At 65.8% G+C, this 25,224-nt stretch carries 20 protein-coding genes and 1 tRNA gene; 13 read left to right on the top strand and 8 right to left on the bottom strand.

The genetic code is table 11. From position 1 onward, the window contains the following. Positions 1-140 precede the first annotated feature (140 nt). From tkt to RND78_RS09980, 5 genes are all read left to right on the top strand, one after another. Positions 141-2,225, top strand: coding sequence for a transketolase (gene tkt, locus RND78_RS10000; RefSeq protein ID WP_312728305.1), 2,085 nt, complete (start codon positions 141-143; stop codon positions 2,223-2,225). Further along, on the top strand, positions 2,222-5,041 hold the full coding sequence (locus tag RND78_RS09995; RefSeq protein WP_312728304.1) for a bifunctional transaldolase/phosoglucose isomerase: 2,820 nt from the start codon (positions 2,222-2,224) through the stop codon (positions 5,039-5,041). The genes tkt and RND78_RS09995 overlap by 4 nt, the downstream gene beginning before the upstream one ends. A gap of 18 nt (positions 5,042-5,059) precedes the next feature. Then, positions 5,060-6,037 carry a phosphogluconate dehydrogenase (NAD(+)-dependent, decarboxylating) gene (gene gnd, locus RND78_RS09990; protein WP_312728303.1) on the top strand — a complete coding sequence of 326 codons (978 nt, stop codon included), beginning with the start codon at positions 5,060-5,062 and terminating at the stop codon, positions 6,035-6,037. An 83-nt stretch (positions 6,038-6,120) separates the two neighbouring features. Beyond that, the gene (zwf, locus tag RND78_RS09985; protein WP_312728300.1) at positions 6,121-7,677 is read left to right on the top strand and encodes a glucose-6-phosphate dehydrogenase; all 1,557 of its coding nucleotides are present in this window, start codon (positions 6,121-6,123) and stop codon (positions 7,675-7,677) included. Then, positions 7,659-8,477 (top strand): HAD family hydrolase, encoded by an 819-nt coding sequence (locus RND78_RS09980; RefSeq protein WP_312728299.1) that lies wholly within the window; start codon positions 7,659-7,661, stop codon positions 8,475-8,477. Before zwf ends, RND78_RS09980 begins: the two co-directional genes overlap by 19 nt. A 211-nt stretch (positions 8,478-8,688) precedes the next feature. Here RND78_RS09980 and RND78_RS09975 read toward each other — a convergent pair whose 3' ends face one another. Beyond that, positions 8,689-9,591 (bottom strand): LysR family transcriptional regulator, encoded by a 903-nt coding sequence (locus tag RND78_RS09975; RefSeq protein WP_312728296.1) that lies wholly within the window; start codon positions 9,589-9,591, stop codon positions 8,689-8,691. A 105-nt stretch (positions 9,592-9,696) separates the two neighbouring features. Here RND78_RS09975 and RND78_RS09970 point away from each other — a divergent pair, with 105 nt between their 5' ends. Continuing rightward, the gene (locus tag RND78_RS09970) at positions 9,697-10,449 is read left to right on the top strand and encodes an SDR family NAD(P)-dependent oxidoreductase (RefSeq protein ID WP_312728293.1); all 753 of its coding nucleotides are present in this window, start codon (positions 9,697-9,699) and stop codon (positions 10,447-10,449) included. 26 nt (positions 10,450-10,475) lie between these two features. Then, a complete protein-coding gene (locus tag RND78_RS09965; RefSeq protein WP_312728291.1) occupies positions 10,476-11,204 on the top strand; it encodes an SDR family oxidoreductase in 729 nt (242 codons plus the stop codon). Here RND78_RS09965 and RND78_RS09960 read toward each other — a convergent pair. Both RND78_RS09960 and RND78_RS09955 read right to left on the bottom strand, forming a co-directional pair. Beyond that, positions 11,201-12,121, bottom strand: coding sequence for a LysR family transcriptional regulator (locus tag RND78_RS09960; RefSeq protein WP_312728289.1), 921 nt, complete (start codon positions 12,119-12,121; stop codon positions 11,201-11,203). The genes RND78_RS09965 and RND78_RS09960 overlap by 4 nt on opposite strands. Positions 12,122-12,183: 62 nt before the next feature. Then, on the bottom strand, positions 12,184-13,182 hold the full coding sequence (locus tag RND78_RS09955) for an acyltransferase (RefSeq protein ID WP_312728287.1): 999 nt from the start codon (positions 13,180-13,182) through the stop codon (positions 12,184-12,186). A 555-nt stretch (positions 13,183-13,737) separates the two neighbouring features. Between RND78_RS09955 and RND78_RS09950 the strand changes: the two genes are divergently transcribed. From RND78_RS09950 to RND78_RS09935, 4 genes are all read left to right on the top strand, one after another. Beyond that, positions 13,738-15,084, top strand: coding sequence for an aspartate aminotransferase family protein (locus tag RND78_RS09950; RefSeq protein ID WP_312728286.1), 1,347 nt, complete (start codon positions 13,738-13,740; stop codon positions 15,082-15,084). Positions 15,085-15,139: 55 nt separating this feature from the next. Next, complete coding sequence (locus RND78_RS09945) at positions 15,140-16,633, top strand: CoA-acylating methylmalonate-semialdehyde dehydrogenase (protein WP_312728283.1); 1,494 nt, start codon at positions 15,140-15,142, stop codon at positions 16,631-16,633. A gap of 225 nt (positions 16,634-16,858) precedes the next feature. Beyond that, entirely contained in the window at positions 16,859-17,596 is a 738-nt protein-coding gene (locus RND78_RS09940) for a hypothetical protein (RefSeq protein WP_312728280.1), read from the top strand. Between the two features lie 64 nt (positions 17,597-17,660). Beyond that, the gene (locus tag RND78_RS09935; protein ID WP_312728278.1) at positions 17,661-18,701 is read left to right on the top strand and encodes a Gfo/Idh/MocA family oxidoreductase; all 1,041 of its coding nucleotides are present in this window, start codon (positions 17,661-17,663) and stop codon (positions 18,699-18,701) included. 23 nt (positions 18,702-18,724) lie between these two features. Here the strand turns inward: RND78_RS09935 and RND78_RS09930 are convergent, their stop codons facing one another. From RND78_RS09930 to RND78_RS09920, 3 genes are all read right to left on the bottom strand, one after another. Continuing rightward, positions 18,725-19,267 carry an invasion associated locus B family protein gene (locus RND78_RS09930; RefSeq protein WP_312728277.1) on the bottom strand — a complete coding sequence of 181 codons (543 nt, stop codon included), beginning with the start codon at positions 19,265-19,267 and terminating at the stop codon, positions 18,725-18,727. Between the two features lie 74 nt (positions 19,268-19,341). Further along, positions 19,342-19,680 carry a zinc ribbon domain-containing protein YjdM gene (locus RND78_RS09925; protein WP_312728274.1) on the bottom strand — a complete coding sequence of 113 codons (339 nt, stop codon included), beginning with the start codon at positions 19,678-19,680 and terminating at the stop codon, positions 19,342-19,344. Positions 19,681-19,756: 76 nt separating this feature from the next. Beyond that, entirely contained in the window at positions 19,757-20,692 is a 936-nt protein-coding gene (locus tag RND78_RS09920; protein ID WP_312728272.1) for a histidine kinase dimerization/phosphoacceptor domain -containing protein, read from the bottom strand. Between the two features lie 339 nt (positions 20,693-21,031). Between RND78_RS09920 and RND78_RS09915 the strand changes: the two genes are divergently transcribed. Further along, a complete protein-coding gene (locus RND78_RS09915; RefSeq protein ID WP_312728271.1) occupies positions 21,032-21,406 on the top strand; it encodes a response regulator in 375 nt (124 codons plus the stop codon). An 86-nt stretch (positions 21,407-21,492) separates the two neighbouring features. Here RND78_RS09915 and RND78_RS09910 read toward each other — a convergent pair. Together RND78_RS09910 and RND78_RS09905 are read right to left on the bottom strand one after the other, a co-directional pair. Then, positions 21,493-21,568 (bottom strand) — tRNA-Asn (locus RND78_RS09910). Positions 21,569-21,651: 83 nt separating this feature from the next. Further along, positions 21,652-22,854, bottom strand: coding sequence for an amino acid aminotransferase (locus RND78_RS09905; protein WP_312728270.1), 1,203 nt, complete (start codon positions 22,852-22,854; stop codon positions 21,652-21,654). A gap of 247 nt (positions 22,855-23,101) precedes the next feature. Here RND78_RS09905 and uvrB point away from each other — a divergent pair, with 247 nt between their 5' ends. Beyond that, positions 23,102-25,111: an excinuclease ABC subunit UvrB gene (gene uvrB, locus RND78_RS09900; RefSeq protein WP_312728268.1), complete on the top strand. Its 2,010-nt coding sequence runs from the start codon at positions 23,102-23,104 to the stop codon at positions 25,109-25,111. The last annotated feature ends 113 nt before the right edge of the window (positions 25,112-25,224 follow it).

The following is a 25,224-nucleotide window of genomic DNA, read 5'->3' as shown; positions in this document are numbered from 1 at the left end:
GCTCGCCCCCGCCGCCCCGGACTCGCTCCGGCCGCTTTGCCTTCTTCTCTTGGGCGTTGCCTCAGTTGAAAACGGTTTCACGGACGGTGCATTCCGTTTTCGTCGCGGGTGGCGCTCCTGCCAGCACGAGGATGCTTGCCATGGGTTCCACCGCACCTTCCAGCTCCAACGCCGATCAACTGACCATCGATACCATCCGCACCCTGTCCATGGACGCGGTGCAGAAGGCCAATTCGGGCCATCCCGGCACCCCGATGGCCCTGGCTCCGGTCGGCCATACGCTGTGGAGCCGCTTCCTGCGCTATCACCCGGAGCACCCGGACTGGCCCAACCGCGACCGCTTCGTGCTGTCGGTCGGCCACGCCTCCATGCTGCTCTATTCGCTGCTGCACCTGGCGGGGGTGAAGGAAATCGACGAGCACGGCACCGCCACCGGCAAGGAGGCGGTCAGCCTCGAGGACATCAAGCAGTTCCGCCAGCTGGATTCCAAGACCCCCGGTCACCCCGAGTACCGCATGACCACCGGCGTCGAGACCACCACTGGGCCCCTGGGGCAGGGCTGCGGCAACAGCGTGGGCATGGCGCTGGCGCAGAAGTGGCTGGCGGCGCGCTTCAATCGCCCCGACGTGACCCTGTTCGACTATGACGTCTACGTCCTCTGCGGCGATGGCGACATGATGGAGGGCGTGTCCGGTGAGGCCGCTTCCGTGGCCGGTCACCTGGGCCTGGACAACCTCTGCTGGATCTACGACAACAACACCATCAGCATCGAGGGCCACACCGAGCTGGCCTTCAGCGAAGACGTGGCCGAGCGCTTCCGTGGCTATGGCTGGCACACCCTGCACGTCAAGGATGCCAACGATGCCGAGGCGCTGGCCGCGGCCCTGCATCGCTTCAAGGGCAACACCGGCAAGCCGACGCTGATCGTGGTCGACAGCCTCATCGGCTATGGTGCGCCCAACAAGCAGAACACCGCCGCCGCCCATGGCGAGCCCCTGGGCGCCGACGAGATCAAGCTGGCGAAGAAGGCCTATGGCTGGTCCGAGGACGCCGACTTCCTGGTGCCGGACGCAGCCCGTCATCACCTGCGCGATGCCCTGCTGGAACGCGCGAGCGGTCTCTACGAAAGCTGGAATCGCGCCTTCGAGCGCCTGCGCCAAGACGATCCGACCCGTGCCGACGAACTCCAGCGCATGCGCGCCGGCGAGATGCCGGATGGTTGGGACGCCAAGCTGCCGAGCTTCGAGCCCGACGCCAAGGGCGTGGCCTCCCGTGAATCCGGGGGCAAGGCGCTCAATGCCTTCGCCCAGCAGATTCCCTGGCTGATCGGCGGTGCGGCGGACCTGGCGCCGTCCACCAAGACCAATCTCAAGTTCGACGGCGCGGGCAGCTTCTCGGCGCGTGAGCCATCCGGGCGCAATATGCACTTCGGCATTCGCGAGCACGCCATGGGCTCCATCGCCAACGGCATGGCGCTCTGCTACCTACGCAGCTTCACCGCCACCTTCCTGGTGTTCAGCGACTACATGAAGCCGCCGATCCGCCTGGCCTCGATCATGGAGCTGCCGGTGGTGTTCGTCTTCACCCACGACTCCATCGGTGTCGGCGAGGACGGCCCCACCCACCAGCCCATCGAGCACCTGGCGCAACTGCGCGCTACGCCGGGTCTGCTGACCCTAAGGCCGGGCGATGCCAATGAAGCCGTGCAGGCCTGGAAGATCGCCCTGCAGCAGACCAACAGACCCTCCTGCATGGTGCTGTCCCGGCAGCCGTTGCCGACCCTGGATCGCTCGAAGTACGGGAGTGCCGAAGGGGTCGCCCAGGGTGCCTACGTGGTGGCCGACGCCGAAGGTGGCAAGCCCCAGGTTATCCTCATGGCCACCGGCAGCGAGCTGGGCCTGGCGATGCAGGCCTATGAGCAGCTGCAGGGCGAAGGGGTGAAGGCGCGGGTCGTCTCCATGCCGTGCTGGGAGCTGTTCGAGGAGCAGGACGAGGCCTACAAGCAGTCCGTGCTGCCCGACGAGGTCCTGGGCCGCGTTGCCATCGAGCAGGCCGGTCCCCTGGGCTGGGAACGCTACATAGGTCGCAAGGGCGCCTCGGTGACCATGAGTACCTTTGGCGCCTCCGCTCCCATCGGCAAGCTGCAGGCCAAATACGGCTACACCGTGGAGAACGTCGTCAAACTGGCCAAGGAGCAGGCACAACGCTCCGGGAGCGCCGCATGAGCAATCCCCTCAAACAGCTGACGGAACAGGGCCAGGCGGTCTGGCTCGACTTCGTCAGCCGTGAATTCCTCGCCAAGGGCGAATTGCAGACGCTGATCGAGCGTGATGGCCTGACCGGCGTTACCTCCAACCCCTCGATCTTCGAGAAGGCCATGGGCCACGGCAGTGACTACGATGCCAGCCTCGAGGCCTTTCTCGAAAAAGCCGATGCCGAGCCCGTGGACGTCTATGAATACCTGGCTATCGAGGACATCCAGCAGGCGGCCGACATCCTGCGACCGGTCTATGACCGCCTCGAAGGGCGTGACGGCTACGTGAGCCTGGAAGTCTCGCCCTATCTGGCCCTGGATACCCGTGCCACCCTGGAGGAGGCGCGCCGCCTCTGGCAGGCGGTGGATCGGCCCAACCTGATGGTCAAGGTACCCGGTACGCCCGAAGGCGCCGCGGCCATCCGCACGCTGATCGAGGAGGGGATCAACGTCAACGTGACCCTGCTGTTCGATCGCGACGCCTACATGGCGGTGGCGGAGGCCTATATCTCCGGTCTGGAGGCGCGGTTGCACCAGGGCCAGGACATCGGCCGCCTGGCCAGCGTGGCCAGCTTCTTCATCAGCCGGGTCGACGGCGTGCTGGACAAGCGCATCGACGAGCGTAAGGGTAGCGACAGCGCGCTGGCCCAGCTGCGCGGCAAGATCGCCATCGCCAATGCCAAGCTGGCCTATCAGGACTATCGGCGGCTGATCGAGTCGCCGCGCTGGAAGGTGCTGGAAGCCAAGGGTGCCCGTCCGCAGCGGCTGCTGTGGGCATCGACTGGCTCCAAGGACCCGGCCTATCCCGATACCCTCTATGTGGATCAATTGATCGGGGCTGAGACCGTCAACACCATGCCGCCCAAGACGATGGACGCCTTCCGTGAACATGGCACCGTGGCGTCTTCGTTGGACATGGGGATCGAGGCGGCGCAGCAGGTGATCGATCAGGCCGCGCGGTTCGGTCTGGATCTGGCGGGCGTGGCCAAGCAACTGGTCAAGGATGGCGCCCGGCAGTTCGAGGATGCCGCCGATGCCTTGCTGGGCGCGGTGGGACAGAAGCGTCTCGATTTCCTCGGGGAGCGGCTGAATACCGCTGAGTATCGTTTGCCCGCGGCGTTGAGCGAGGCGGTGGAGACACGCCTCGACGAAGCCCGTCGTGAAGGCTGGTCACGCCGCCTGTGGCAGGGCGACGCCTCGCTCTGGACCGGTCGTGACGAAGACCAGTGGGTCGGTTGGCTGGCCGCGGCTCAGGGGCGCCAGGCCGATCCCGCGGCGCTCGAAGCCCTGGCCGAAGCCGTTCGCCAGGAAGGCTTGGATACCGTGGTGCTGCTGGGCATGGGCGGTTCGAGTCTGGGGCCGGAGGTGCTGGCCAATACCCTGGGGACTACCGCCACCGGCCTGACCCTCAAGGTACTCGATTCCACCGATCCGGCACAGATCGCCGCGTTGGCAGACCAGTTGGACCTCGCCAAGACGCTGTTCCTGGTCTCCAGCAAATCCGGCTCCACCCTGGAGCCAGAGATCCTGCGCGCCTATTTCCACCAGGCCGCGGAGCGGGCGCTGGGCGCAGACGAGGCGCAGCGGCGCTTCGTCGCCATCACCGACCCCGGCTCCAAGCTCGAGGCCAGTGCCACCACCGAGGGCTACCGTGCGATTTTCCAGGGCGACCCCCATATCGGCGGGCGCTACTCGGTACTGTCGGTGTTCGGCATGGTGCCCCTGGCGCTGCTCGGCCATTCGGTGGCCGACTTCTTCAAGCTGACCCAGCCCATGGTGCTGGCCTGCAGCTCCAGTGCACCGCCGGCCATCAACCCTGGCATTCGACTAGGCGTAGTGCTCGGCGAGGCGGTTCGCGCAGGGCGTGACAAGGTCACCCTGATCGCCTCGCCGGGGGTGGCGAGCCTCGGTGCCTGGCTGGAACAGCTGCTGGCGGAGAGCACCGGCAAGCAGGGCAAGGGCATCATCCCGGTGGACCTGGAGCCGCTTGGCGACCCTGCTGTCTATGGCGCGGATCGTGTCTTTGTCAGCCTGGTACTGGCCGGCGAGGAAGATGCCGAGCGCGACGCTCGCCTGCAGGCCCTGGCCGCGGCCGGACACCCAGTGGTGGGCATCCGCCTCGCCCGTGCCGAGCTGATCGGCCAGGAATTCTTCCGTTGGGAGGTGGCCACCGAGGTGGCCGGCGCCGTCATCGGCATCAACCCCTTCGACCAGCCGGATGTGGAGGCCAGCAAGGTCAAGACCCGCGCCCTCACCGATGGCTACGAGCGCGAAGGCCGGCTGGCCGGGGACGAGCCGCTGCTGGAGGAGGGTGATCTCGCCCTGTTCGGCGATGCCGACCTGCAGGGGCAGGACACCGCCCGCGCGGCGCTCAAGGCGCACCTGGCGCGGTTGCAGCCCGGCGATTACCTGGCGGTGCTGGCCTATCTCGAGCGCAATGCCGTGCACGAGGAGGCCTTGGGCGCCATGCGTGATAGCATTCGCGACAGCAAGCGCGTAGCGACCGTCGGCGGCTTCGGCCCCCGCTTTCTGCACTCCACCGGGCAGGCCTACAAGGGCGGCCCCAACTCGGGTGTGTTCATTCAGATTACCGCCGATGCCCAGAACGACCTGGAGATTCCAGGGCGCAGCCTGAGCTTTGGTGTCGTCGAGGCCGCCCAGGCCAAGGGCGACCTCGAGGTGCTGGCCGAACGGGGACGGCGCTACCTGCGCGTGCATATCAAGGGCGGCGACATCGATGCCGGCCTGCAACAAATCGTCGAACTGGTCGAGGCGGCGGTCGCCTGACCTCAAGGAGTCATCAGCATGCAATTGGGAATCATCGGACTGGGCCGCATGGGCGGCAACATCGCACGGCGTTTGATGAAGCATGGGCATGAAGTCGCGGTCTACGACCGCAGTGCCGAAACCGTGGCCGGCCTCGGCCAGGAAGGCGCCATCGCCACCGACGGCCTGGACGGCGTCATCGCCGCCCTGGCGCAGCCCCGTGCCATCTGGGTCATGCTGCCCGCGGGCGAGCCGACCGAGCAGACCATCGCCGAGCTGGCCGACCGCCTGGCTCCGGGCGACGTCATCATCGATGGCGGCAACAGCTACTACAAGGACGACATCCGGCGCGCCAAGACCCTGGCCGAAAAGGGCATCGACTATGTCGACGTCGGAACCTCCGGCGGTGTCTGGGGCCTGGAGCGCGGCTACTGCATGATGATCGGTGGCAAGTCCGCCGCCGTCGAACGCCTGGAGCCCATCTTCGAAGCCCTGGCTCCCGGCTATGGCAGCATCGAGCGCACCAAGGGTCGCAACGCCCCGGACGAGCGGGCCGAGCGGGGCTACATCTTCACCGGCCCGGCCGGTTCCGGTCACTTCGTCAAGATGGTGCACAACGGCATCGAGTACGGGCTGATGCAGGCCTATGCCGAAGGCTTCGACATCCTCAAGATGAAGAACAGCGACAAGCTGCCGGAAGACGAGCGCTTCGACCTGGACCTCGCCGACATCGCCGAGGTGTGGCGTCGTGGCAGCGTGGTGTCCTCCTGGCTGCTGGACCTGACCGCCCAGGCCCTGGCCGGCGACGTCGCCCTGGAGAAATTCTCCGGCTCGGTGGCCGACAGCGGCGAAGGTCGCTGGACCATCGAAGCGGCCATCGAGGAGGCGGTGCCGGTCAATGTCCTGTCCGCCGCCCTCTATGCGCGCTTCCGTTCCCGCCAGCAAGCCACCTATGCCGACAAGCTCTTGTCGGCCATGAGATTCGGCTTTGGCGGTCACGTCGAAATCCCGCAATAAACCCCCGGCCGTTCCCCTGTGGAGCGGCCACGGGCCGCGTCTCGGGGGACGGTATCAGCCGCCCTCGTGGCTAAGGCCCTGTCATGACCGACTCTCCTGCCGTCACTCCCAGTACCGCTCCCCAGGAACGACGTTCCTGCACGAAAGCCCCCACCGCACCGCCGGCCACGCTCTTCCTGTTCGGGGCCAATGGCGATCTGGTGAAGCGGTTGCTGATCCCCTCGCTATACAACCTCCTGCGCGATGGGCTGCTCGACGATCGCACCCAGATCATCGGCGTCGACCATAATCCCAACACCGACGAAGGCTTCGCCGACCGGTTGGAGACCTTCATCCGCGACCAGGCCGAGGCCAAGGGCAAGTCCCGCGACGAGGCCCTGGATGCCGATCTCTGGGGACAACTACGCAGCCGTATCCACTACCTGCAGGGTGACTTCCTCGAAGACGCCACCTACCAGGCGGTAGGCGAGCGCATCGCCCGGGCGGGGACCGACAATGCCGTCTTCTACCTGGCCACCGCCGCGCGCTTCTTCGGTGACGTAGCCGAGCGCCTCGGCCGGGCCGGGTTGCTCGAGGAAGGCGAGGACGCCTATCGCCGGCTGGTGGTGGAAAAGCCCTTCGGCGCCGACCTGGCCAGTGCCCAGGCGCTCAACCAGCGGCTGCTGGCGAACATGGAGGAAAAGCAGATCTATCGGATCGACCACTACCTGGGCAAGGAGACGGTCCAGAACATCCTGGTCAGCCGGTTCTCCAACGCCCTGTTCGAGTCGTTCTGGAACAACCACTACATCGATCACGTGCAGATCACCGCGGCCGAGACCGTGGGCGTGGAGTCGCGGGGCGACTTCTACGAGAAGACCGGCACCCTGAGGGACATGGTGCCCAACCACCTGTTCCAGCTCTTGGCCATGGTCGCCATGGAGCCGCCGGCTTCCTTCAACGCCACCTCGGTGCGCGATGAAAAGGCCAAGGTGGTCGGCGCCATCCGCCCCCAGACCACCGAGGAAGCCCTGGCCAACTCGGTACGCGGCCAATACGCCGCCGGCACCCTGAACGGCAAGCCGGTGCCGGGCTATCGCGAGGAGGAGCGGGTCGATCCCGAGAGCCAGACCGAAACCTACGTGGCGCTCAAGCTGTTCGTCGACAACTGGCGCTGGGCCGGCGTGCCCTTCTACCTGCGCACCGGCAAGCGCCTGACCGCGCGCGACACCGAGATCGCCATCTGCTTCAAGCACGCGCCCTATGCCCAGTTCCGCGACACCAAGATCGACCGGATGAGACCCAACTACCTGATCATCCAGATCCAGCCCGACGAAGGCATGTGGTTCGACTTCCACGCCAAGCGCCCCGGGCCGCTGGTGGAACTGGAGAACATCCGCATGGGCTTCGCCTACGGCGATTTCTTCGAGATGCAGCCGTCCACTGGCTACGAAACCCTGATCTATGATTCCCTGATCGGCGACCAGACCCTGTTCCAGCGTGCCGACAACATCGAGAACGGCTGGCGCGCCGTGCAACCCTTCCTCGACGCCTGGAAACAGGGTGGCGCGGTGGAAAGCTACGCCGCGGGCAGCGCTGGTCCTGCCGGTGCCGATGAACTGCTGCAGAAGGACGGCCGCTCATGGCATCCGCTGACCTGATCCCCATCGACCTGCTGGTGTCGGACATCGACGGCACCCTGGTGCGTGACGACAAGAGCCTGAGCGAGGCGGTGATCGCTGCCGTTGGCCGCCTGCAGGCAGCCGGCAAGGCCATCACCCTGGTCAGCAGCCGCCCGCCGCGGGCGCTGCTGCCGCTGGTGCAACGGCTCGGTATCCGCCAGCCGGTGGCCGGCTTCAACGGTGGCAACCTGGTGGAGGCGGACGGGACGCTGATCCGCGCCCACCGCCTGGCCGAGCAGGTGACGCGCCAGGTGCTGGAAAGACTGGAGCGCGAAGCCTTCGAGGTCTGGCTGTTCGCCGATGACCTCTGGCTGACCCGCGATCCCCAGGGACCCTATGTGCCACGGGAAACCCGGGCGCTGGGTTATGGGCCGACGGTGGTGGAATCCTTCGACCCCTACCTGGATCGGGTCGACAAGATCGTCGCCGCTGGCAGCGACCACGCGGGCCTCGAAGCCCTGGAAGGCGAGCTGGCCGAGCGACTGGGGGAGGGCGCCACGGTGCTGCGTTCGCAGCTCTACTACCTGGACATCACCCATCCCAAGGCCAACAAGGGCGACGCCCTGCTCGAGCTGGCCCAGGCCGCGGGCGTACCCGTAGCCCGCACGGCGGCCATCGGTGATGGCAGCAACGACGTTCCCATGTTCCGCCAGGCCGGCCTCGCCATCGCCATGGGGCAGGCCGCTGCGGCGGTTCGCGAAGCCGCCGACCAGGTCACCGCCAGCAACCAGCAAGACGGTGTTGCGGTAGCCATCGACCGGTGGATTTTGGGGAGCTGAGGGGCCTTGCCTGTTGGGCTTCGCTGCGCTCAGCCCAAGCTACAGGACACGTAGGTTGGGCTGAGGCGGCTCCATCACCGAAGCCCAACATCGCCTGCCTTCTCATCAGGTGGAAAAGGCTTCGCCGTTTTCCACTCTACGCCTCAACTCATACGGTGTGTCCCCTCTCCTTCCGGGAGAGGGCCGGGGTGAGGGCCGCCCAAACTCCGGCCTACCCCTCGTTCTCCTCTCGATACCCCCGCACATGCTCCACCAGCGCCCGCAGCTTGGGCGCCAGGTTGTGCCGGCTCGGATAATAGAGATAGAAGCCGGGGAAGGGTGGCAGATAGTCCTCCAGTACCTGCTCAAGCTCGCCGCGTTCCAGATAGGGCCGGAAGGTGTCTTCCATGCCGAAGGTGATACCGCCACCGGCTAGCGCCGTACGGATCATCAGCAGCATGTCGTTGGTGGTGATCCGTGGCGAAACCGCCACGTCGAAGGCCCGACCTGCCTCGCTGAACTCCCAGCGCCAGGGCGCCACCTCCGGTGCTGGGCGCCAGCCGATGCAGCGGTGCTCGGCCAGTTCGCGGGGATGGGTCGGTCGGCCGTGACGGGCGAAGTAGGCCGGGGTCGCCACCGCCACTTCGCGCTGTGGACCGGTCACCGGGATGGCGACCATGTCCTGCTCGATCACCTCGCCCAGCCGTACCCCGGCATCGAAGCCCCGCTCGACGATATCGAATTCCTCGTCGGTGACGGTGATGTCGAGGGTCACCTCGGGATAGGCCTCGACGAAGCGTGCCAGCAGCGGGCCATCGAGAAAGCGTTCGGCGATGGAGGTGACCGCGACCCGCAAGAGACCACGGGGCGGCCCGGCGGGACTGGCGTCTTCCAGGGCCCCGAGTAGACCGCCCAGGGGCCCGGCGACCTGGCGATGCAGGCGTTCACCGGCCTCGGTGAGGCGCACGCTGCGCGTGGTGCGTTGGACCAGCGAACTGCCCAGCTCGTCTTCCAGGCGGCGGATCGCCTGGCTCACCGCCGAGCGACTGACGCCCAGGCGATCGGCCGCTACGCGAAAGTTCGCCGCCGTGGCGACCACCACGAAGACCTTGAGCAGATTCAAATCGGTTGGCATTGGTAAGGCTGGCTAACCATGGCGGTCAGAAGTGGGGGAATTATCACGACAATGGACGTTCGCTAAGGTGGTGGCAAGTCTTATCGCCACCTGCAGGAGCCTGTCATGAGCCCTTTCGCCACCTCCTACGACCTCTCCGGCAAGGTCGCCTTGGTCACCGGTGCCGCCCGCGGCATCGGCCTCGCCACCGCCGAGCTGCTGCGCAGTCGCGGCGCCTGCATCGTTGCCAGTGATCTGTCCGAGTTGGTGCTGCAACTGGCTGACGACGACGTCCTGGCCCTGGCGGGCGATGTCGCCGACGAGGCCTTCGCCGAGCGCTCGGTGGCGGCGGCCCTGGAGCGTTTCGGCCGGCTCGACATCCTGGTGACCAACGCCGGCCGTACTCTCAACCAATCGTTGGACGCCACCGCGCTCGCCGATTACGAGCGCATTCAGCAGAGCAATGCCCGTGGTGTCTTTCTCGCCGCCCGGGCGGCCCTGGCGCCAATGCGTGAGGCCGGCGGTGGGGCCATGGTCGCGGTGTCCTCGGTATCGGCGCGGGTCGGCTTCGCCACCCAGGCCGCCTATGCCGCCTCCAAGGCCGCTGCCGCCCAGCTCATGCGGGTGGTCGCGGTGGAACAGGGGCGTCATGGCATCCGGGCCAACGCCGTGCTGCCCGGGGTGATCGACACCGACATCCTGGACGGCGTGGCCGACGACGGCCGGGCCCTGCTGCGCAGCTATGGCCCGGCACATCCCCTCGGGCGCATCGGCCAACCGGAGGAGGTGGCCGAGGTCATCGCCTTTCTCGTCTCGCCCGCGGCGAGCTTCATCACCGGCGCCGAGGTGCTGGTGGACGGCGGCTACACCGCCCAGTAATCCCAACCCTGCAAGAGGAATATTTCATGGCTATCGACAAGGTCGTACTTATCACCGGTGCCTCCAGTGGCATAGGCGCGGGCATCGCCCGCGAACTGGGCGCGGCCGGCTGCAAGCTGTTGCTCGGCGCCCGTCGTAGTGAGCGGCTGGAGGCCCTGGCGGCCGAGATCAACGCCGCGGGTGGCGAGGCCGCCTGCCGCCGGCTGGACGTCACCGACAGCGCCGACGTGGCTGCCTTTGCCCAGGCGGCTCGGGAGCGTTGGGGCCGGGTGGATGTCATCGTCAACAATGCCGGCATCATGCCGCTGTCGCCCCTGGCGTCGCTCAAGACCGAAGAATGGATGCAGATGGTCGACGTCAACATCAAGGGCGTGCTCAACGGCATCGCCGCGGTGCTACCGGAATTCACCGCCCGTGGCGCCGGCCACGTCATCAACCTGGGCTCCATCGGCGCCCTGTCGGTGGTGCCCACGGCGGCGGTCTACTGCGCCACCAAGCATGCGGTGCGGGCGATCTCCGAAGGCCTGCGCCAGGAGCGGGACGATCTAAGGGTCACCTGCATCCATCCGGGCGTGGTGGAAAGCGAGTTGGCTTCCACCATCACCGATCCGGCGGCGCGGGCGATGATGGACGACTATCGCGCCATCGCCCTGCAACCCGACGCCATCGGCCGCGCGGTGCGCTATGCCATCGAGCAGCCGGACGACGTGGACATCAACGAGATCGTCGTCCGTCCGACCCGCAGCGCCAACTAGACGGTTTCCGCCAGGGCTTCGAGAAAGCGCTCCAGCACCAGGTTCGGTCGCCGGCCCTTGCGGGTGACGGCGGCGAGGGTGGTGTCGAAGTGGAAGCGCTCGGGATGCAGAGCGCGTAGCTGGCCCTGCGCTACCCAGGGCTGGGCGACGTGGTCGGGCAGGTAGCCGATGTAGCAGCCGGTGAGGATGAGAAAGGCCACGCCCTCACGATCCGAGGCGCGCGCCGTGCAATTCAGCGCGGCATGGCGGTCATGACCGTCCTGGTTGAGCAGGTGGTTGGGGCCGACGGCGTCCTGGGCGGCTAGGACGCTCTCGTCCAGCGCGGCATCGGCAATCTCGAACAGCGGATGGGCGCGGCTGCAATAGAGCAGGGCGCGCTCTTCGTAGAGCGGCAGGTATTCCAGACCGGCCAGGGCATTGATCAGCGGCAGCACGCCCAGGTGCAGGTGGCCGTCCAGCACCCCGGTCTCGATCTCGCCGGGCAAGGTCATGCCGATGTTGACCACTACCCCCGGCGCGGCGCGCTTGAGTGCGGCCAGGGCATGGGTGATGCGCATGCGCGTCTGGGTCACCAGGTTGTTGATGATGCCCAGGTTCAGTTCGCCACGCAGGTGCTGGTGCAGCTGATTGACCTCGCTGCGAAAGCCTTCCAAGGCGGCGAACAACGACTGGCTGGCCTTGAGCACCTCGCGGCCTTCGTCGGTCAGGGAGAAGCCGGCGCGCCCGCGCTGGCAGAGGCGCATGCCCAGGCGCTTCTCCAAGTCATTCATGTGCAGGCTGATGGCCGAGCGGGTAATGCCCAGTCGGCCTTCGGCGGCGGTGAAGCTGCCGCATTCCACCACCGTCTTGAACAACCGCAACAGACGGATCTCGAAGTCGCCGACCTGGGCGAGCAGAGCCTTGCGCGTCGCTTTCATGGATGGCACCGCAAATGCGGGACAGCATAAGGCGCCGCTTGGCACGGCGCCAGCGACCGCTTTCAGGCGCCGATCAACACCCGGCTGCGCTGATGGGTGACCTGCTTGACCAGCCAGACCGCGGCGACGCAGCAGAGCAGGGTGATCAGCGTCAGGCACAGGCGGGTGCCCAGGTACTGGGCGAAGTTCTGCTCACCCAGCAATCTGCCCAGTACCCGATAGGCGCCGGCGAGATAGCCGTGCAGGAAGTAGATGGCGAAGCTGTAGGCGCCCAGCAGGGCCATGCCCCTGGCCAAGCGGCCGTTGGCGCGCCCCGGCATCTTGACCTGCTGGCTGAAGACGGCGAAGAGCAGCAGGCACAGCGCCAGTTTCTGCAGCCCGTAGAAGGCGCTGTCGAGCACTGCCGCGCCACTCAGCAGCAGCAGGGCCGCCAGCAGCCAGTAACGCGCCTGGGGCCGTTGCAGCCGCTCGCGCTGTTCGCAGGCCAGCATGCCGCAGAGGTAGATCGGCAGGAAGTGCAGGGCCGCCAGCAGCGGATCGGCGTCATTGATCGGGCGATCGGACACCAGGAAATACAGCAGGCCGACCAGGGTCGCCGCCGGCAGCAGGCCACGCTTGACGATCCACTCCAGGGCCGGCGCGAGCAGGAAGATCAGCGTCAGCGCCGGAATGAACCACAGCGGACCCAAGTGGGCGCCAGTGGCCAGCAGCAGGGCGGTCTGGGCAAAGGGCGGCCAGTCATGGAAGGCGTTCATGTCGATCCACTCGTGCTCCTGCTTGAGCCCGGAGACATAGAGCAGCACGGCCGGGATCGAGATCAGCAGATAGGGCAGGATGACGTTCTGCAGCTTCTTGCCCAGATAGACCTGGTAGCTGTACTTGCCGAGGTTGTAGCGAAAGAAGAAGCCGGAAAGGGCGACGAAGATACAGGTGGTTTCCAGCGACAGCAGATTCAGGGCGATCTGCTGGTGCTCGGTGGTCTGGTAGCTGCCCACGGTCATGTGGTGGAAAACGATGAGAACGGCCGCCAGGCCGCGGATCCAGTTGAGCTGAATCAGCATGGGGAGGTTTCCTTTGAGGAATAGGTAAACCGCGCGCTCTGCCTCGGGAGAGGGGCACGGGTTAGCGAAAGTGGACAGGTTTGGATTCGCGGTAGAGACGGCGGACAGGCTACCGCGCCCGGCAGGACTACGTGCCGGGAGGAGAGATGAGGCAGGGGTGCCTCGGCGCCACGGGACTACGGTGGCCGGCGGCTAGCTTAAGATGTTTCAGGCAAGTCATTGATTAGTAATCATATTTATTCATTTCAGTATGTTTCGGTGGTGCGCTGGCCGGCTCTGGGCCGGACCTTTGGCGTCTGTCCGCCTGGCTGCCCGGTTGGTGTTGTCGGGCGAAGGGAGCACTGTGGGCGTTCGTTGGCTGCTCGTGGCTCCGGATCAGGGTGTTCATGAAGTCGACAGGACCTGGGTCCGCTCGCTGCCGATCGCCTTTGGCCGTGCGCCAGCAGGTTGGAGATAGTTGAGTTTTTAAAAACATAGGTGCAAGAAAAAACCTATTTAACTCACGCAAGACTCGGCGCACTCTGCAGGTTCAACGTCCCCGCCCGAGACCCCGTCATGAACCAGCCGCTGACCGTTTCCCCACCCGCCGCCGCCCAGCTCAACCTGCGTGCCCACTGGATGCCCTTCACCGCCAATCGCGCCTTCCAGAAGGATCCGCGTATCGTGGTGGCCGCCGAAGGCAGCTGGCTGATCGACGACCAGGGGCGGCGCATCTATGACAGCCTCTCCGGACTCTGGACCTGCGGCGCCGGTCACTCGCGCAAGGAAATACAGGAGGCCGTGGCGCGCCAACTGGGCACCCTCGACTATTCGCCGGGCTTCCAGTACGGCCATCCGCTGTCCTTCCAGCTGGCCGAAAAGATGGCCGAGCTGACCCCGGCTGGTCTCGACCACGTCTTCTTCACCGGCTCGGGCTCCGAGAGCGCCGACACCTCGGTCAAGCTGGCGCGGGCCTACTGGCGCATCAAGGGCCAGCCGGCCAAGACCAAGCTGATCGGCCGGGCGCGCGGCTACCACGGCGTCAACATCGCCGGCACCAGCCTGGGCGGCATCGGCGGCAACCGGAAGCTGTACGGCTCCTTCATGGACGTCGACCACCTGCCGCACACCTTGCAGCCTGGCCTGGCCTTCACCAAGGGCATGGCCGAGACCGGCGGGGTGGAACTGGCCAACGAACTGCTCAAGCTGATCGAGCTGCACGATGCTTCCAACATCGCTGCCGTCATCGTCGAACCCATGTCCGGTTCGGCCGGGGTGATCGTGCCGCCGGTAGGCTATCTCCAGCGCCTGCGCGAGATCTGCACCCAGCATGACATCCTCTTGATCTTCGACGAGGTCATCACCGCCTTCGGCCGCATGGGTCGCCACACCGGCGCCGAATACTTCGGCGTGACGCCGGACCTCATGAACGTGGCCAAGCAGGTCACCAACGGCGCCGTACCCCTGGGCGCGGTGATCGCCAGCAGCGCCATCTACGACACCTTCATGAACCAGGCCACGCCGGAGCACATGGTGGAGTTTCCCCATGGCTACACCTACTCGGCCCACCCGGTGGCCTGCGCCGCGGGCCTCGCCGCGCTGGAGCTGCTGGAGCGAGAAAATCTGGTGCAGCAGGCCGCCGAGCTGGCACCCAGGTTCGAAGCCGCGCTGCATGGCCTCAAGGGCGCCAAACACGTAGTGGACATCCGCAACTGCGGCCTGGCCGGCGCCCTCCAGCTCGCCCCGCGCGACGGCGATGCGGTGATTCGCCCCTTCGAGGCCGGCATCGCCCTGTGGAAGGCTGGCTTCTATGTCCGCTTCGGCGGCGACACCCTGCAATTCGGGCCCACCTTCAACGCCAGGATCGAAGACCTGGACCGCGTTTTCGCCGCGGTCGGCGACGTCCTCAACCGCCTCGATTGATCCCCTTCGGCGCTCCCTTGCGGAGCGCCTGTCTCTCGTACAAGGAGTCCCTTTCATGAGTCTCAAGCATCTCATCGGCGGCCAACTGGTCGATGGTGGCAGCCGTCGTGCGCCGGTCTTCAACCCCTCCACCGGCGCGGTGATCCGCGAAGTGCCCCTCGCCGATGCCGCCACCCTGCAGCAGGCCCTCGATGCTGCCCAAGCCGCCTTTCCGGCCTGGCGCAACACCCCGCCGGCCAAGCGTGCCCAGGTGCTGTTCCGCTTCAAGCAACTGCTGGAAAGCAACGAAGAGCGCCTGGTCCAGCTGATCAGCGAAGAGCATGGCAAGACCCTGGAAGACGCCGCTGGTGAACTGCGCCGTGGTATCGAGAACGTCGAATACGCCACCGCCGCGCCCGAGTTGCTCAAGGGCGATTACAACCGCAACGCCGGTCCGAGCATCGATACCTGGTCCGACTTCCAGCCCCTGGGCGTGGTTGCCGGCATCACCCCCTTCAACTTCCCGGCCATGGTGCCGCTGTGGATGTATCCGCTGGCCATCGCCTGCGGCAACACCTTCATCCTCAAGCCAAGCGAGCGCGATCCCAGCTCCACCCTGGCCATCGCCCAGCTGTTCGAGGAAGCCGGCCTGCCCAAGGGCGTGCTCAACGTGGTGCATGGCGACAAGGAAGCCGTGGACGGCCTGCTCGACGCCCCCGAGGTCAAGGCGCTGAGCTTCGTCGGCTCCACCCCCATCGCCGAGTACATCTATGCTCGCGGCACCGCCAAGGGCAAGCGCGTCCAGGCCCTGGGTGGCGCCAAGAACCATGCGGTGGTCATGCCCGACGCCGACCTCGGCAACACCGTCAATGCCCTGATGGGCGCCGCCTACGGCTCTTGCGGCGAGCGCTGCATGGCCATCTCGGTGGCGGTCTGTGTCGGTGACCAGGTCGCCGATGCCTTGATCGCCCGGCTGGTGCCGGAGATCGAGAAACTGAAGGTCGGCCCGGGCACCCAGTGCGGCCTGGACATGGGCCCGCTGGTTACCGGCGCGCACCTGGACAAGGTCACCGGCTATGTGGCCGACGGTGTGGCCGCCGGCGCCAAACTGGTGGTGGACGGCCGCAGCCTCAAGGTCGCCGACCACGCAGAGGGCTTCTTCCTCGGCGGCTGCCTGTTCGACCAGGTCACCCCGGAGATGCGCATCTACAAGGAGGAGATCTTCGGTCCGGTGCTCTGCGTGGTGCGCGTCAAGAGCCTGGAAGAAGGGATCGCCCTGATCAACGCCCACGAATACGGCAATGGCACCTGCATCTTCACCCGCGACGGTGAAGCGGCGCGGCTGTTCGCCGATCAGATCGAGGTGGGCATGGTCGGCATCAACGTGCCCCTGCCGGTGCCGGTGGCCTACCACAGCTTCGGCGGCTGGAAACGCTCGCTGTTCGGCGACCTCCATGCCTACGGCCCCGACGGCGTGCGCTTCTACACCCGCCGCAAGACCATCACCCAGCGCTGGCCGCAGCGCGAGGCCCAGGAGGCTTCGCAGTTTGCCTTCCCCAGCAACGGCTGAGCCTGTTCAAAAGCTGCTACGCGTCGGCCAAACGGCGTTGAAAATGGCTTCGGAATGCTCATTTACTACTTGTAAACTCCGCTTCCTCAGCCATTTTCGCCTTGTTTGTCGCTAGCTCGCGAGCCTTTGAATAGGCTCGAAAAGGTCCATTCCTTGGCCTGCCGCACAGCAGGCCGGCCAGGGAAGGCCTTACCCTTCGGCTGCCCCCAACCGCCGAAGCCCCCAATGCCTGCCTCCACCTTCACAGCCGTCGCCCGTCTCGGGTGTGTGATTGGCCTACTGCTGGCGAGCCTGACCGGCTGCACCAGTCAGTCCGCCCAGGACATCGCCCGCCAATTCGGCAAGACCCGCCCCAGCGAATTCCTGCAGACCAGCTCCGACCGCCTGGCCACCCTCGCCATGCAGGCCAATCTGCAGAGTCTCTATCTGCTGATGAACAAGCTCTACCTGCGCAACCCGGCCGAATGGAAGAAGACCGGGCTACCGGATGCCGCCAGTGCTGAGCGCGAGATTCGCACGGCCATCGAGCAGAGACGCAGCCTGCCGGCGCTGGGTGGACGCAAGGACGTGGCGGCCCTGAGCTATGTGCTGGGCGACGACTATCACGGCGACCGGGTCGGTGCCTTCATCTACGCCATCGGCAGCATGATCATCGCCGCCCATGGCAATCGCACCGAGTTCTACATCACCGACGTGGTCGATGCGCGCTTCGTCAACAATGCCGCGCGCAACATCGAGAAGGCCACCTGGCTGCTCAACCAGCGCAAGAACGCCGCGGGCGAGCCGCTGCTGTTCGCCAACGAGATCTCGGAGGAGGGTAGCAACCTCAGTTTCGCCACCGAGTTCGGCAAGATCGTTGCCCGGCTGGACCTGCTCGCCCAGTTGCTCGACGAGCGCTACCGGCGCATCGGCGTCAACTACGCCCAGAGCCTGCTGTTCATCAATTTCCTGCCGGTGCAGTAGCGCCTTCGGTCGCGTGCGCTTTAGAGTCGAGGGACCTCGATAACCACAACAAGGGGGTTCTTCCATGGTCGCTGCCTTGCGCATCGCTCTCATCGGTGCCGGCAACATGGGTCGCCAGCACCTGCACCACCTGCAGCACGTCTCCAGCGCCCAGCTGTGCGGCCTGGCCGATCCCGATCCGGCAGCGGCCGAGTTGGCCGCGCAATGGGCTGTGCCGTATTTCAGCGATCATCGCCAACTGCTCGAAAGGGTGCGCCCCGACGCGGTGATCGTCGCCAATCCCAACGCCCTGCACGTCGCGACCGCGCTCGATTGCCTGGCCCTTGGCATCCCGTTGCTGCTGGAAAAGCCCGTGGGGACCACGCCGGCAGAGGTGGCTCAGTTGCTGCAGGCCCAGCGTAACCTGCGGGTACCCCTGCTGGTAGGTCACCATCGTCGCCACAATCCGCTGATCGCGCGGACCCGCGAGCTGCTGCGCCAGGGCGCCATCGGCCGCCTGGTGACCGTCACCGCGCTCTGGCAACTGCAGAAGCCGGAGAGCTACTTCGAGAGTGCCTGGCGCCGCGAAGCCGGGGCTGGGATGCTGCTCACCAACCTGATCCATGACCTCGACCTGCTCCGCCATCTTTGCGGCGAGGTGCGCCAGGTGCAGGCCTTCACCGACAACGCCCTGCGCGGCTATGCCAATGCCGACAGCGCCGTGATCAATCTGCAATTCGAGAATGGCGCCCTGGGCAGCCTGACCGCCAGCGACGGTGCGGCGGCGCCCTGGAGCTGGGAACTCACCAGTGGCGAGAATCCGGTCTATCCCCACCAGCCGGACCAGCCGTGCTACCTGTTCGCCGGTAGCGAGGGCGCCCTGAGCGTGCCGCAGCTCCGCCTCTGGCGCTATGCCGAACGCGGCGCTGGCTGGCACCAACCCCTCGCTGCCCAAGTCCAGGCGTCGACCAGGGACGAGGCCCTGCGGCTGCAACTGGAGCATTTCGTGCGCGTCGCGCGCGGGGAGGAGACGCCACTGGTAGGCGCGGAGGATGCGGCCCGTACCCTGGCGCTGGTGGCCGCCGTGGAGCGGGCCGCCGAAAGCGGCACGGTGCAGCGACCGTAAGCACCCTGGCTGGGCTAGAAGGCTTACAGCGGCTTGGTCAGTTCCTTGGCGCGGTCGTAGGCCTTGGAAAAGCCCTTGAGCGACAGGCTCTCGCTGGCGGTCTCACCGTTGGCGACCGGAGTGGTCACGGTCAGGCGGCTGCCGCGCTGCATCTGCTTGAAGGCGTCGCCGACGAACTCCACCGGCACCACGCAGCCCTGGGGAATGCAGGTGTGGAAAGGACGACTTTCCAGGCTGCGCTTGTCCACCTGCAGGGAGATCGGCTTGGTCACCGCCACGCCGAAGGGCAGGACCAGGATGCCGTCCACGCCTTCGCGATTGGGCCGCAGCTCGGTGACCAGCATGCGCTGGCCCTTGGTGCTGTCTTTCTGCTGGGTGATGGAGCACAGCTGTGCCGAGCGCTCCCCATTACGGGCGATGCGGCAGATCACCTGCCAGTCGCCGTACTTTTCCGTGACCGAGGGCTGCGGCTCCTGCTGCGCGGGCGGCGCCGACTGGGCGAAGGCCTGGCCGGCGAGCAGTAGGGGCGCGAGAAACAGGGCCGGGCGGAGGAACCGATGAGACATGGAAAGTCCTTGGCGGGAGGGAAAGACGCCAAGGGTAGGCCATAGCTCCGCGAGGGAACACCCCGCCACGACGATCAGACCTTCTTGACGAACTCGGATTTGAGCTTCATCGCACCTATGCCATCGATCTTGCAATCGATGTCGTGATCGCCGTCGACCAGGCGGATGTTCTTCACCTTGGTGCCCACCTTGACCACCAGGGACGAGCCCTTGACCTTGAGGTCCTTGATCACGCTGACGGTGTCGCCATCCTGCAGGGTATTGCCGACGGCATCGCGGATCACCTTCGCCTCGTCGGCGGCGCCCGCTTCACCCGGCGTCCACTCATGGGCGCATTCCGGGCAGATCAGCTGGCTACCGTCCGCATAGGTGTATTCGGAAGCGCATTGGGGGCAGGGGGGCAGAGCGGTCATGAGGATGCACCTGGCTGGAAAAGCCGCGCATTGTATAGGGTTTTAGCCCGGGCGGGTGAGCCTCGCCAGCAACGCCCTAGGCGGCGAACTCCACCTCGATCACCGTGCCATTGTCGTTGCTGTAGAGCGCCTCGCCGCCGAGCTGCTCCGCCAGGCCATTGATGATCTTGAAACCCAGGCGCTGGCTGGTCCGCGGATTGAAATGCCGCGGCATGCCCTTGCCGTTGTCGGTGATGCGCAGCAACAGCCGCTGGGCATCGAGACGCTGCAAGCTGATGCTGATCAAGCCGCGCTGGTCGCCCTCGAAGGCGTGCTTGAGCGAATTGGTCACCACCTCGGCGACCAGCATCGACAGGGTCGTCAGGCGCGACAGATCGAAGTTCAGCGGTTCGGCACTGATGGTGCAAGACACCTGTCTGAGCCCCGTTGCGTCCAGCAGGTCGCTGGTCAGCAGGTGCAGGTGATGGGCCACCGGCTGGTCGGCGTCGGCTGGATCGTGCAGGCGGCGATGGATGCGCGAAATGCTCTCCAGCCGAGAGCGGGCCTCTTCCAGCGCCCGGGAGGCCTCGCTGTCGTCGGGCAGCTTGAGTTGCTGCAGCATCAACAGCGAAGCGATGAACTGGATGTTGTTGGCGACCCGGTGCTGCAGTTCCTGGAACATGGTGTTCTGCTGGCTGTAGAGACCATGGATCACCTGCTGCTCGGCGCGCAGCCGGGCGCTCGCCGTGTGCATGTAGTGGATCAGGGCGATGTCCACGCCGACGATGACCACGTAGAAGGCCAGCGCCAGCACCCCCTGACCATTGATCACGAAGGACCATTGGTCGGGGATGAAGAAGTACCAGGCGGCCAGCCCGGAAAGCGAGGCGCAGAGAATGCCGGCGCCGGTACCGCAGAAGAAGGCGGTGAGAATGACGGCGGGAAAGAAGGTGAGATAGGGAAAGCCCCGGGCCAGGATATCCACCAGGGCGAACCGAGCCGCCAGCGCCAGCGCGAACGCCAGGATGGCCAATCCGTACGCGAGCGTCTTCCGGGCTCTGATCGCACTGCTCAAATCGCTGATCCAGGCACGGCTAGGCGACGGCTTCAAGGCTCTAACCTGCAAGATAGAAGGCCGCCGGAGTCTAGCGTAAGGCCGTTCCGCTGGCGCTGGCTGGAGGGCCAGTGGCATCTTTATCGGAGCCGACGGCGGCGAACTGTACAACCATTGGACTCAACCAGCCGAGCGCCGCCCGCAACCGCCCTGGTCCGCGCATTTCTTGTACAAAGGGGACGCTTCGTCGTACAGGATGGGAGGGCGCGGCGGCGGTACGGTCGAAACTGTGCCTTCACCTAGACAGGACCTGCCCCAATGAATCGCCCGCGTGTGCTGGTCGCCGAAGACGAGCCTGTCCTACTGGGACTGTTGCAGGAATTGTTCGAAGATTGGGGCTGCGAGGTGTACGCCTTCCAGAGCGCCGATTCGGCCTGCAGCTTCATGCGCGACGCACGACCGCACCTGGATCTGCTCTTCACCGATGTCAGGATGCCCGGCGTGCTCAGCGGCATCGATCTGGCACTGCAGGCGCGCCGTTGGCAGGCGGGCTTGCCCATCGTCATCACCTCTGGCTATTACGACGAGCAACCGTCATCCGCCATTCAGGCCGTGTTCCTGCCCAAGCCCTGGGACCTGCAGACCCTGCTGGAGCGCTGTCCCGTGCCGGTCGGACAGCGGCGCTACGCCTGAGGGGCGAGCCGCTTTCTGAAAGAAACCTTCGGCGATACAAAGCAAAAAGCCCGTAGCAGGAGACCCGCTACGGGCTTTTCAGATTTTGGCTCCGCGACCTGGACTCGAACCAGGGACCCAATGATTAACAGTCATTTGCTCTACCGACTGAGCTATCGCGGAACAACGGAGCGCATCTTACTGATAACTAACAGGAAGTCAACCCTCGGCGGCACTGGAAAAAGGCGCCGCCGAGGAGGGCGCCGTCAGCCCTTGAGGACCGCTGCGATGGCCTGGATGGTCGGCTGCAGGTTGTGGCCGTTCAGGGCCGCCACGCAGATACGACCGGTGCTCACGGCGTAGATGCCGAAGTCGGTCTTCAAGCGCTCCACCTGCTCGGCGGTCAGGCCCGAGTAGGAGAACATGCCGCGTTGGGCGTTGACGAAGGCGAAGTCGCGGGTAGCGCCAGCCGCTGCCAGGCCTTCCACCAGGGCGTTGCGCATGGTACGGATGCGCTGGCGCATCTCGCCCAGTTCCGCTTCCCAGAGGGCGCGCAGTTCGGGATTGCCCAGCACGGTGGCGACGATGGTGGCGCCATGGGTCGGTGGGTTGGAATAGTTGGTGCGGATCACCCGCTTGACCTGCGACAGCACCCGCGCACTCTCCTCGCGGCTCTCGCTGACCAGGGTCAGGGCACCGACTCGCTCGCCATACAGCGAGAAGGACTTGGAGAAGGAGCTGGAGACCAGGAAGGTCAGGCCGGAATCAGCGAACAGGCGCACGGCCTGGGCGTCCTCGTCGATGCCATCGCCGAAGCCCTGGTAGGCGATGTCGAGGAAGGGCACCAGGTTGCGCGCCTTGACCACCTCCAGTACGGCCTGCCAATCGGCCGGCTGCAGGTCCACCCCGGTGGGGTTGTGGCAGCAGGCATGCAGCACCACCACCGAACGCTCCGGCAGCGCCTGGAGATCAGCCAGGAAGCCTTCGCGATTCAGGCCATTGCTGGCAGCGTCGTAGTAGCGGTAGGTCTGCACGGGAAAGCCGGCACCCTCGAACAGGGCGCGGTGGTTTTCCCAGCTCGGATCGCTGATGGCGACTACCGCCTCCGGCAGCAGGCGCTTGAGGAAGTCGGCACCGATCTTCAGGGCACCGGTGCCACCGACGGCCTGGACGGTGATGGCGCGGCCTTCGCGGACCAGGCTCGACTCGGTACCGAACAGCAGGTGTTGCACGGCCTGGTCGTAGGCGGCGATGCCCTCGATGGGCAGGTAGCCACGCGGCGCCTGGGCGGCTACGCGCTGCTTCTCGGCCTCGGCCACGGCGCGCAACAGCGGGATGCGGCCCTGCTCGTCGTAGTAGACCCCCACGCCCAGATTGACCTTGTGCGGACGGGCATCGGCGTTGTAGGCCTCGTTCAGGCCAAGGATGGGGTCGCGGGGTGCCATTTCGACGGCGGAGAACAAACTCATGGGGCAGGGGCTCGAATGAGGAGTGAAGGGAAGGGCGGAACGCCTGGAGCCAGGAGTATAGCCCCCTGCAACCGCCATCGCGACCCGACCTCAGTCGAGGATTTCCTGACGTGTGGCAGTGGCGGAAGATTGCAAAGAGAGGCTTGCGGCCTCATCTAGGGCGTTCCAGCATTTCCCTCGCTCGCTTTGCCTCGACGCCCACGTCGCGGCGATGACGTTCCTGCATTCCCGTGCTACTGAGGCAGCCATGTCCGCATTCCAGCTCTCCACCCGCTATACCCCGGCCGGCGACCAGCCCGAAGCCATTCGCCAGATGGTGGAAGGCCTGGAAGCGGGCCTGTCGCACCAGACCCTGCTCGGCGTGACCGGCTCGGGCAAGACCTTCAGCATCGCCAACGTCATCGCCCAGGTGCAGCGCCCGACCATGGTGCTGGCGCCGAACAAGACCCTGGCCGCCCAGCTCTACGGCGAATTCAAGGCCTTCTTCCCGAACAATTCGGTGGAGTACTTCGTCTCCTACTACGACTATTACCAGCCGGAAGCCTATGTGCCCTCGTCGGACACCTTCATCGAGAAGGACTCGTCCATCAACGACCACATCGAGCAGATGCGCCTGTCCGCCACCAAGGCGCTGCTGGAGCGCAAGGACGCCATCATCGTCGCCTCGGTGTCCTCGATCTACGGCCTGGGTAGTCCCGAAGCCTACTTGAAGATGGTCCTGCACCTGGATCGTGGTGAACGGATCGATCAGCGCACCATCCTGCGTCGGCTGGCCGAGTTGCAGTACAGCCGCAACGACATGGAATTCGCCCGCGCCACCTTCCGGGTGCGCGGCGATGTCATCGACGTCTTCCCGGCGGAATCCGACCTGGAGGCGGTGCGCATCGAGCTGTTCGACGACGAGGTGGAAAGCCTGTCGGCCTTCGATCCCCTCACCGGCGAGGTGATTCGCAAGCTGCCGCGCTTCACCTTCTATCCCAAGACCCACTACGCCACGCCGCGCGAGACCCTGCTGGGCGCCATCGAGAACATCAAGCTGGAACTCGCCGAACGCCTCGAATGGTTGCGCAGCCAGAATCGCCTGCTCGAAGCCCAGCGCCTGGAACAGCGTACCCGCTTCGACCTGGAGATGATCCTCGAACTGGGCTACTGCAACGGCATCGAGAACTACAGCCGCTACCTGTCCGGGCGCGGTCCGGGCGAGCCGCCACCCACGCTTTACGACTATCTGCCGAGCAACGCCCTGTTAGTGATCGACGAATCCCACGTCACCGTTCCGCAGATCGGCGCCATGTTCAAGGGCGACCGTTCGCGCAAGGAAACCCTGGTGGAATACGGCTTCCGTCTACCCTCGGCGCTGGACAACCGGCCGCTCAAGTTCGAGGAGTGGGAGGCCGGTGCGCCCCAGACCATCTTCGTCTCGGCCACCCCGGGCCCCTACGAGGAAGAGCACGCCGGTCGTGTGATCGAGCAGGTGGTACGACCCACCGGCCTGGTCGACCCGATCATCGAGATCCGTCCGGCCACCACCCAGGTGGACGACCTGCTCTCCGAGATCCGCCTACGGGTGGCCCAGGAAGAGCGAGTGCTCTGCACCACCCTGACCAAGCGCATGGCCGAGGACCTCACCGACTACCTGGCCGATCACGACGTGCGGGTGCGTTACCTGCACTCGGACATCGACACCGTGGAGCGGGTGGAGATCATCCGTGACCTGCGCCTGGGCACCTTCGACGTCCTGGTGGGCATCAACCTGCTGCGTGAGGGCTTGGACATGCCCGAGGTGTCCCTGGTGGCGGTGCTCGACGCCGACAAGGAAGGCTTTCTGCGCTCCGAGCGCTCGCTGATCCAGACCATCGGCCGGGCGGCGCGCAACCTCAACGGCAAGGCCATCCTCTATGCCGACAACATGACCGGTTCCATGCAGCGCGCCATCGACGAGACCGAACGGCGGCGCAACAAGCAGCTGGCGTTCAACGAAGAACACGGCATCGTCCCCCAGGGCATCAAGAAGGACATCCGCGACATCATGGAAGGCGCCGCGGCCCCTGGTGCCAAGGGCAAGCGCCGCGCTGCCAAGGTCGCCGAGGACCAGGGCGAATACGCCGCCGAGCTGCGCTCACCCAGCGAGATCGGCAAGCGCATCCGCCAGCTCGAAGAGAAGATGCTGCAACTGGCGCGCGATCTGCAGTTCGAGTCCGCTGCCCAGTTGCGTGACGAGATCCAGGCCTTGCGCGAGCGCCTGGTCCAGGTCTGAGAGCCTGTACACGTTCTGCTGCGCGTCGGCCAAGCTGCGTTGAAAATAGCCTGGGTCGCCAGCCCGGTCGGAATGCTCATTTACCACTCGTAAACTCCGCTTCCTCAGCTATT

Source organism: Pseudomonas oryzihabitans (assembly GCF_032027545.1).
Lineage (GTDB): Bacteria > Pseudomonadota > Gammaproteobacteria > Pseudomonadales > Pseudomonadaceae > Chryseomonas > Chryseomonas oryzihabitans_F.
Note: the sequence above shows the minus strand (reverse complement) of the source record. Positions and strands in the feature narration are given on the sequence as shown.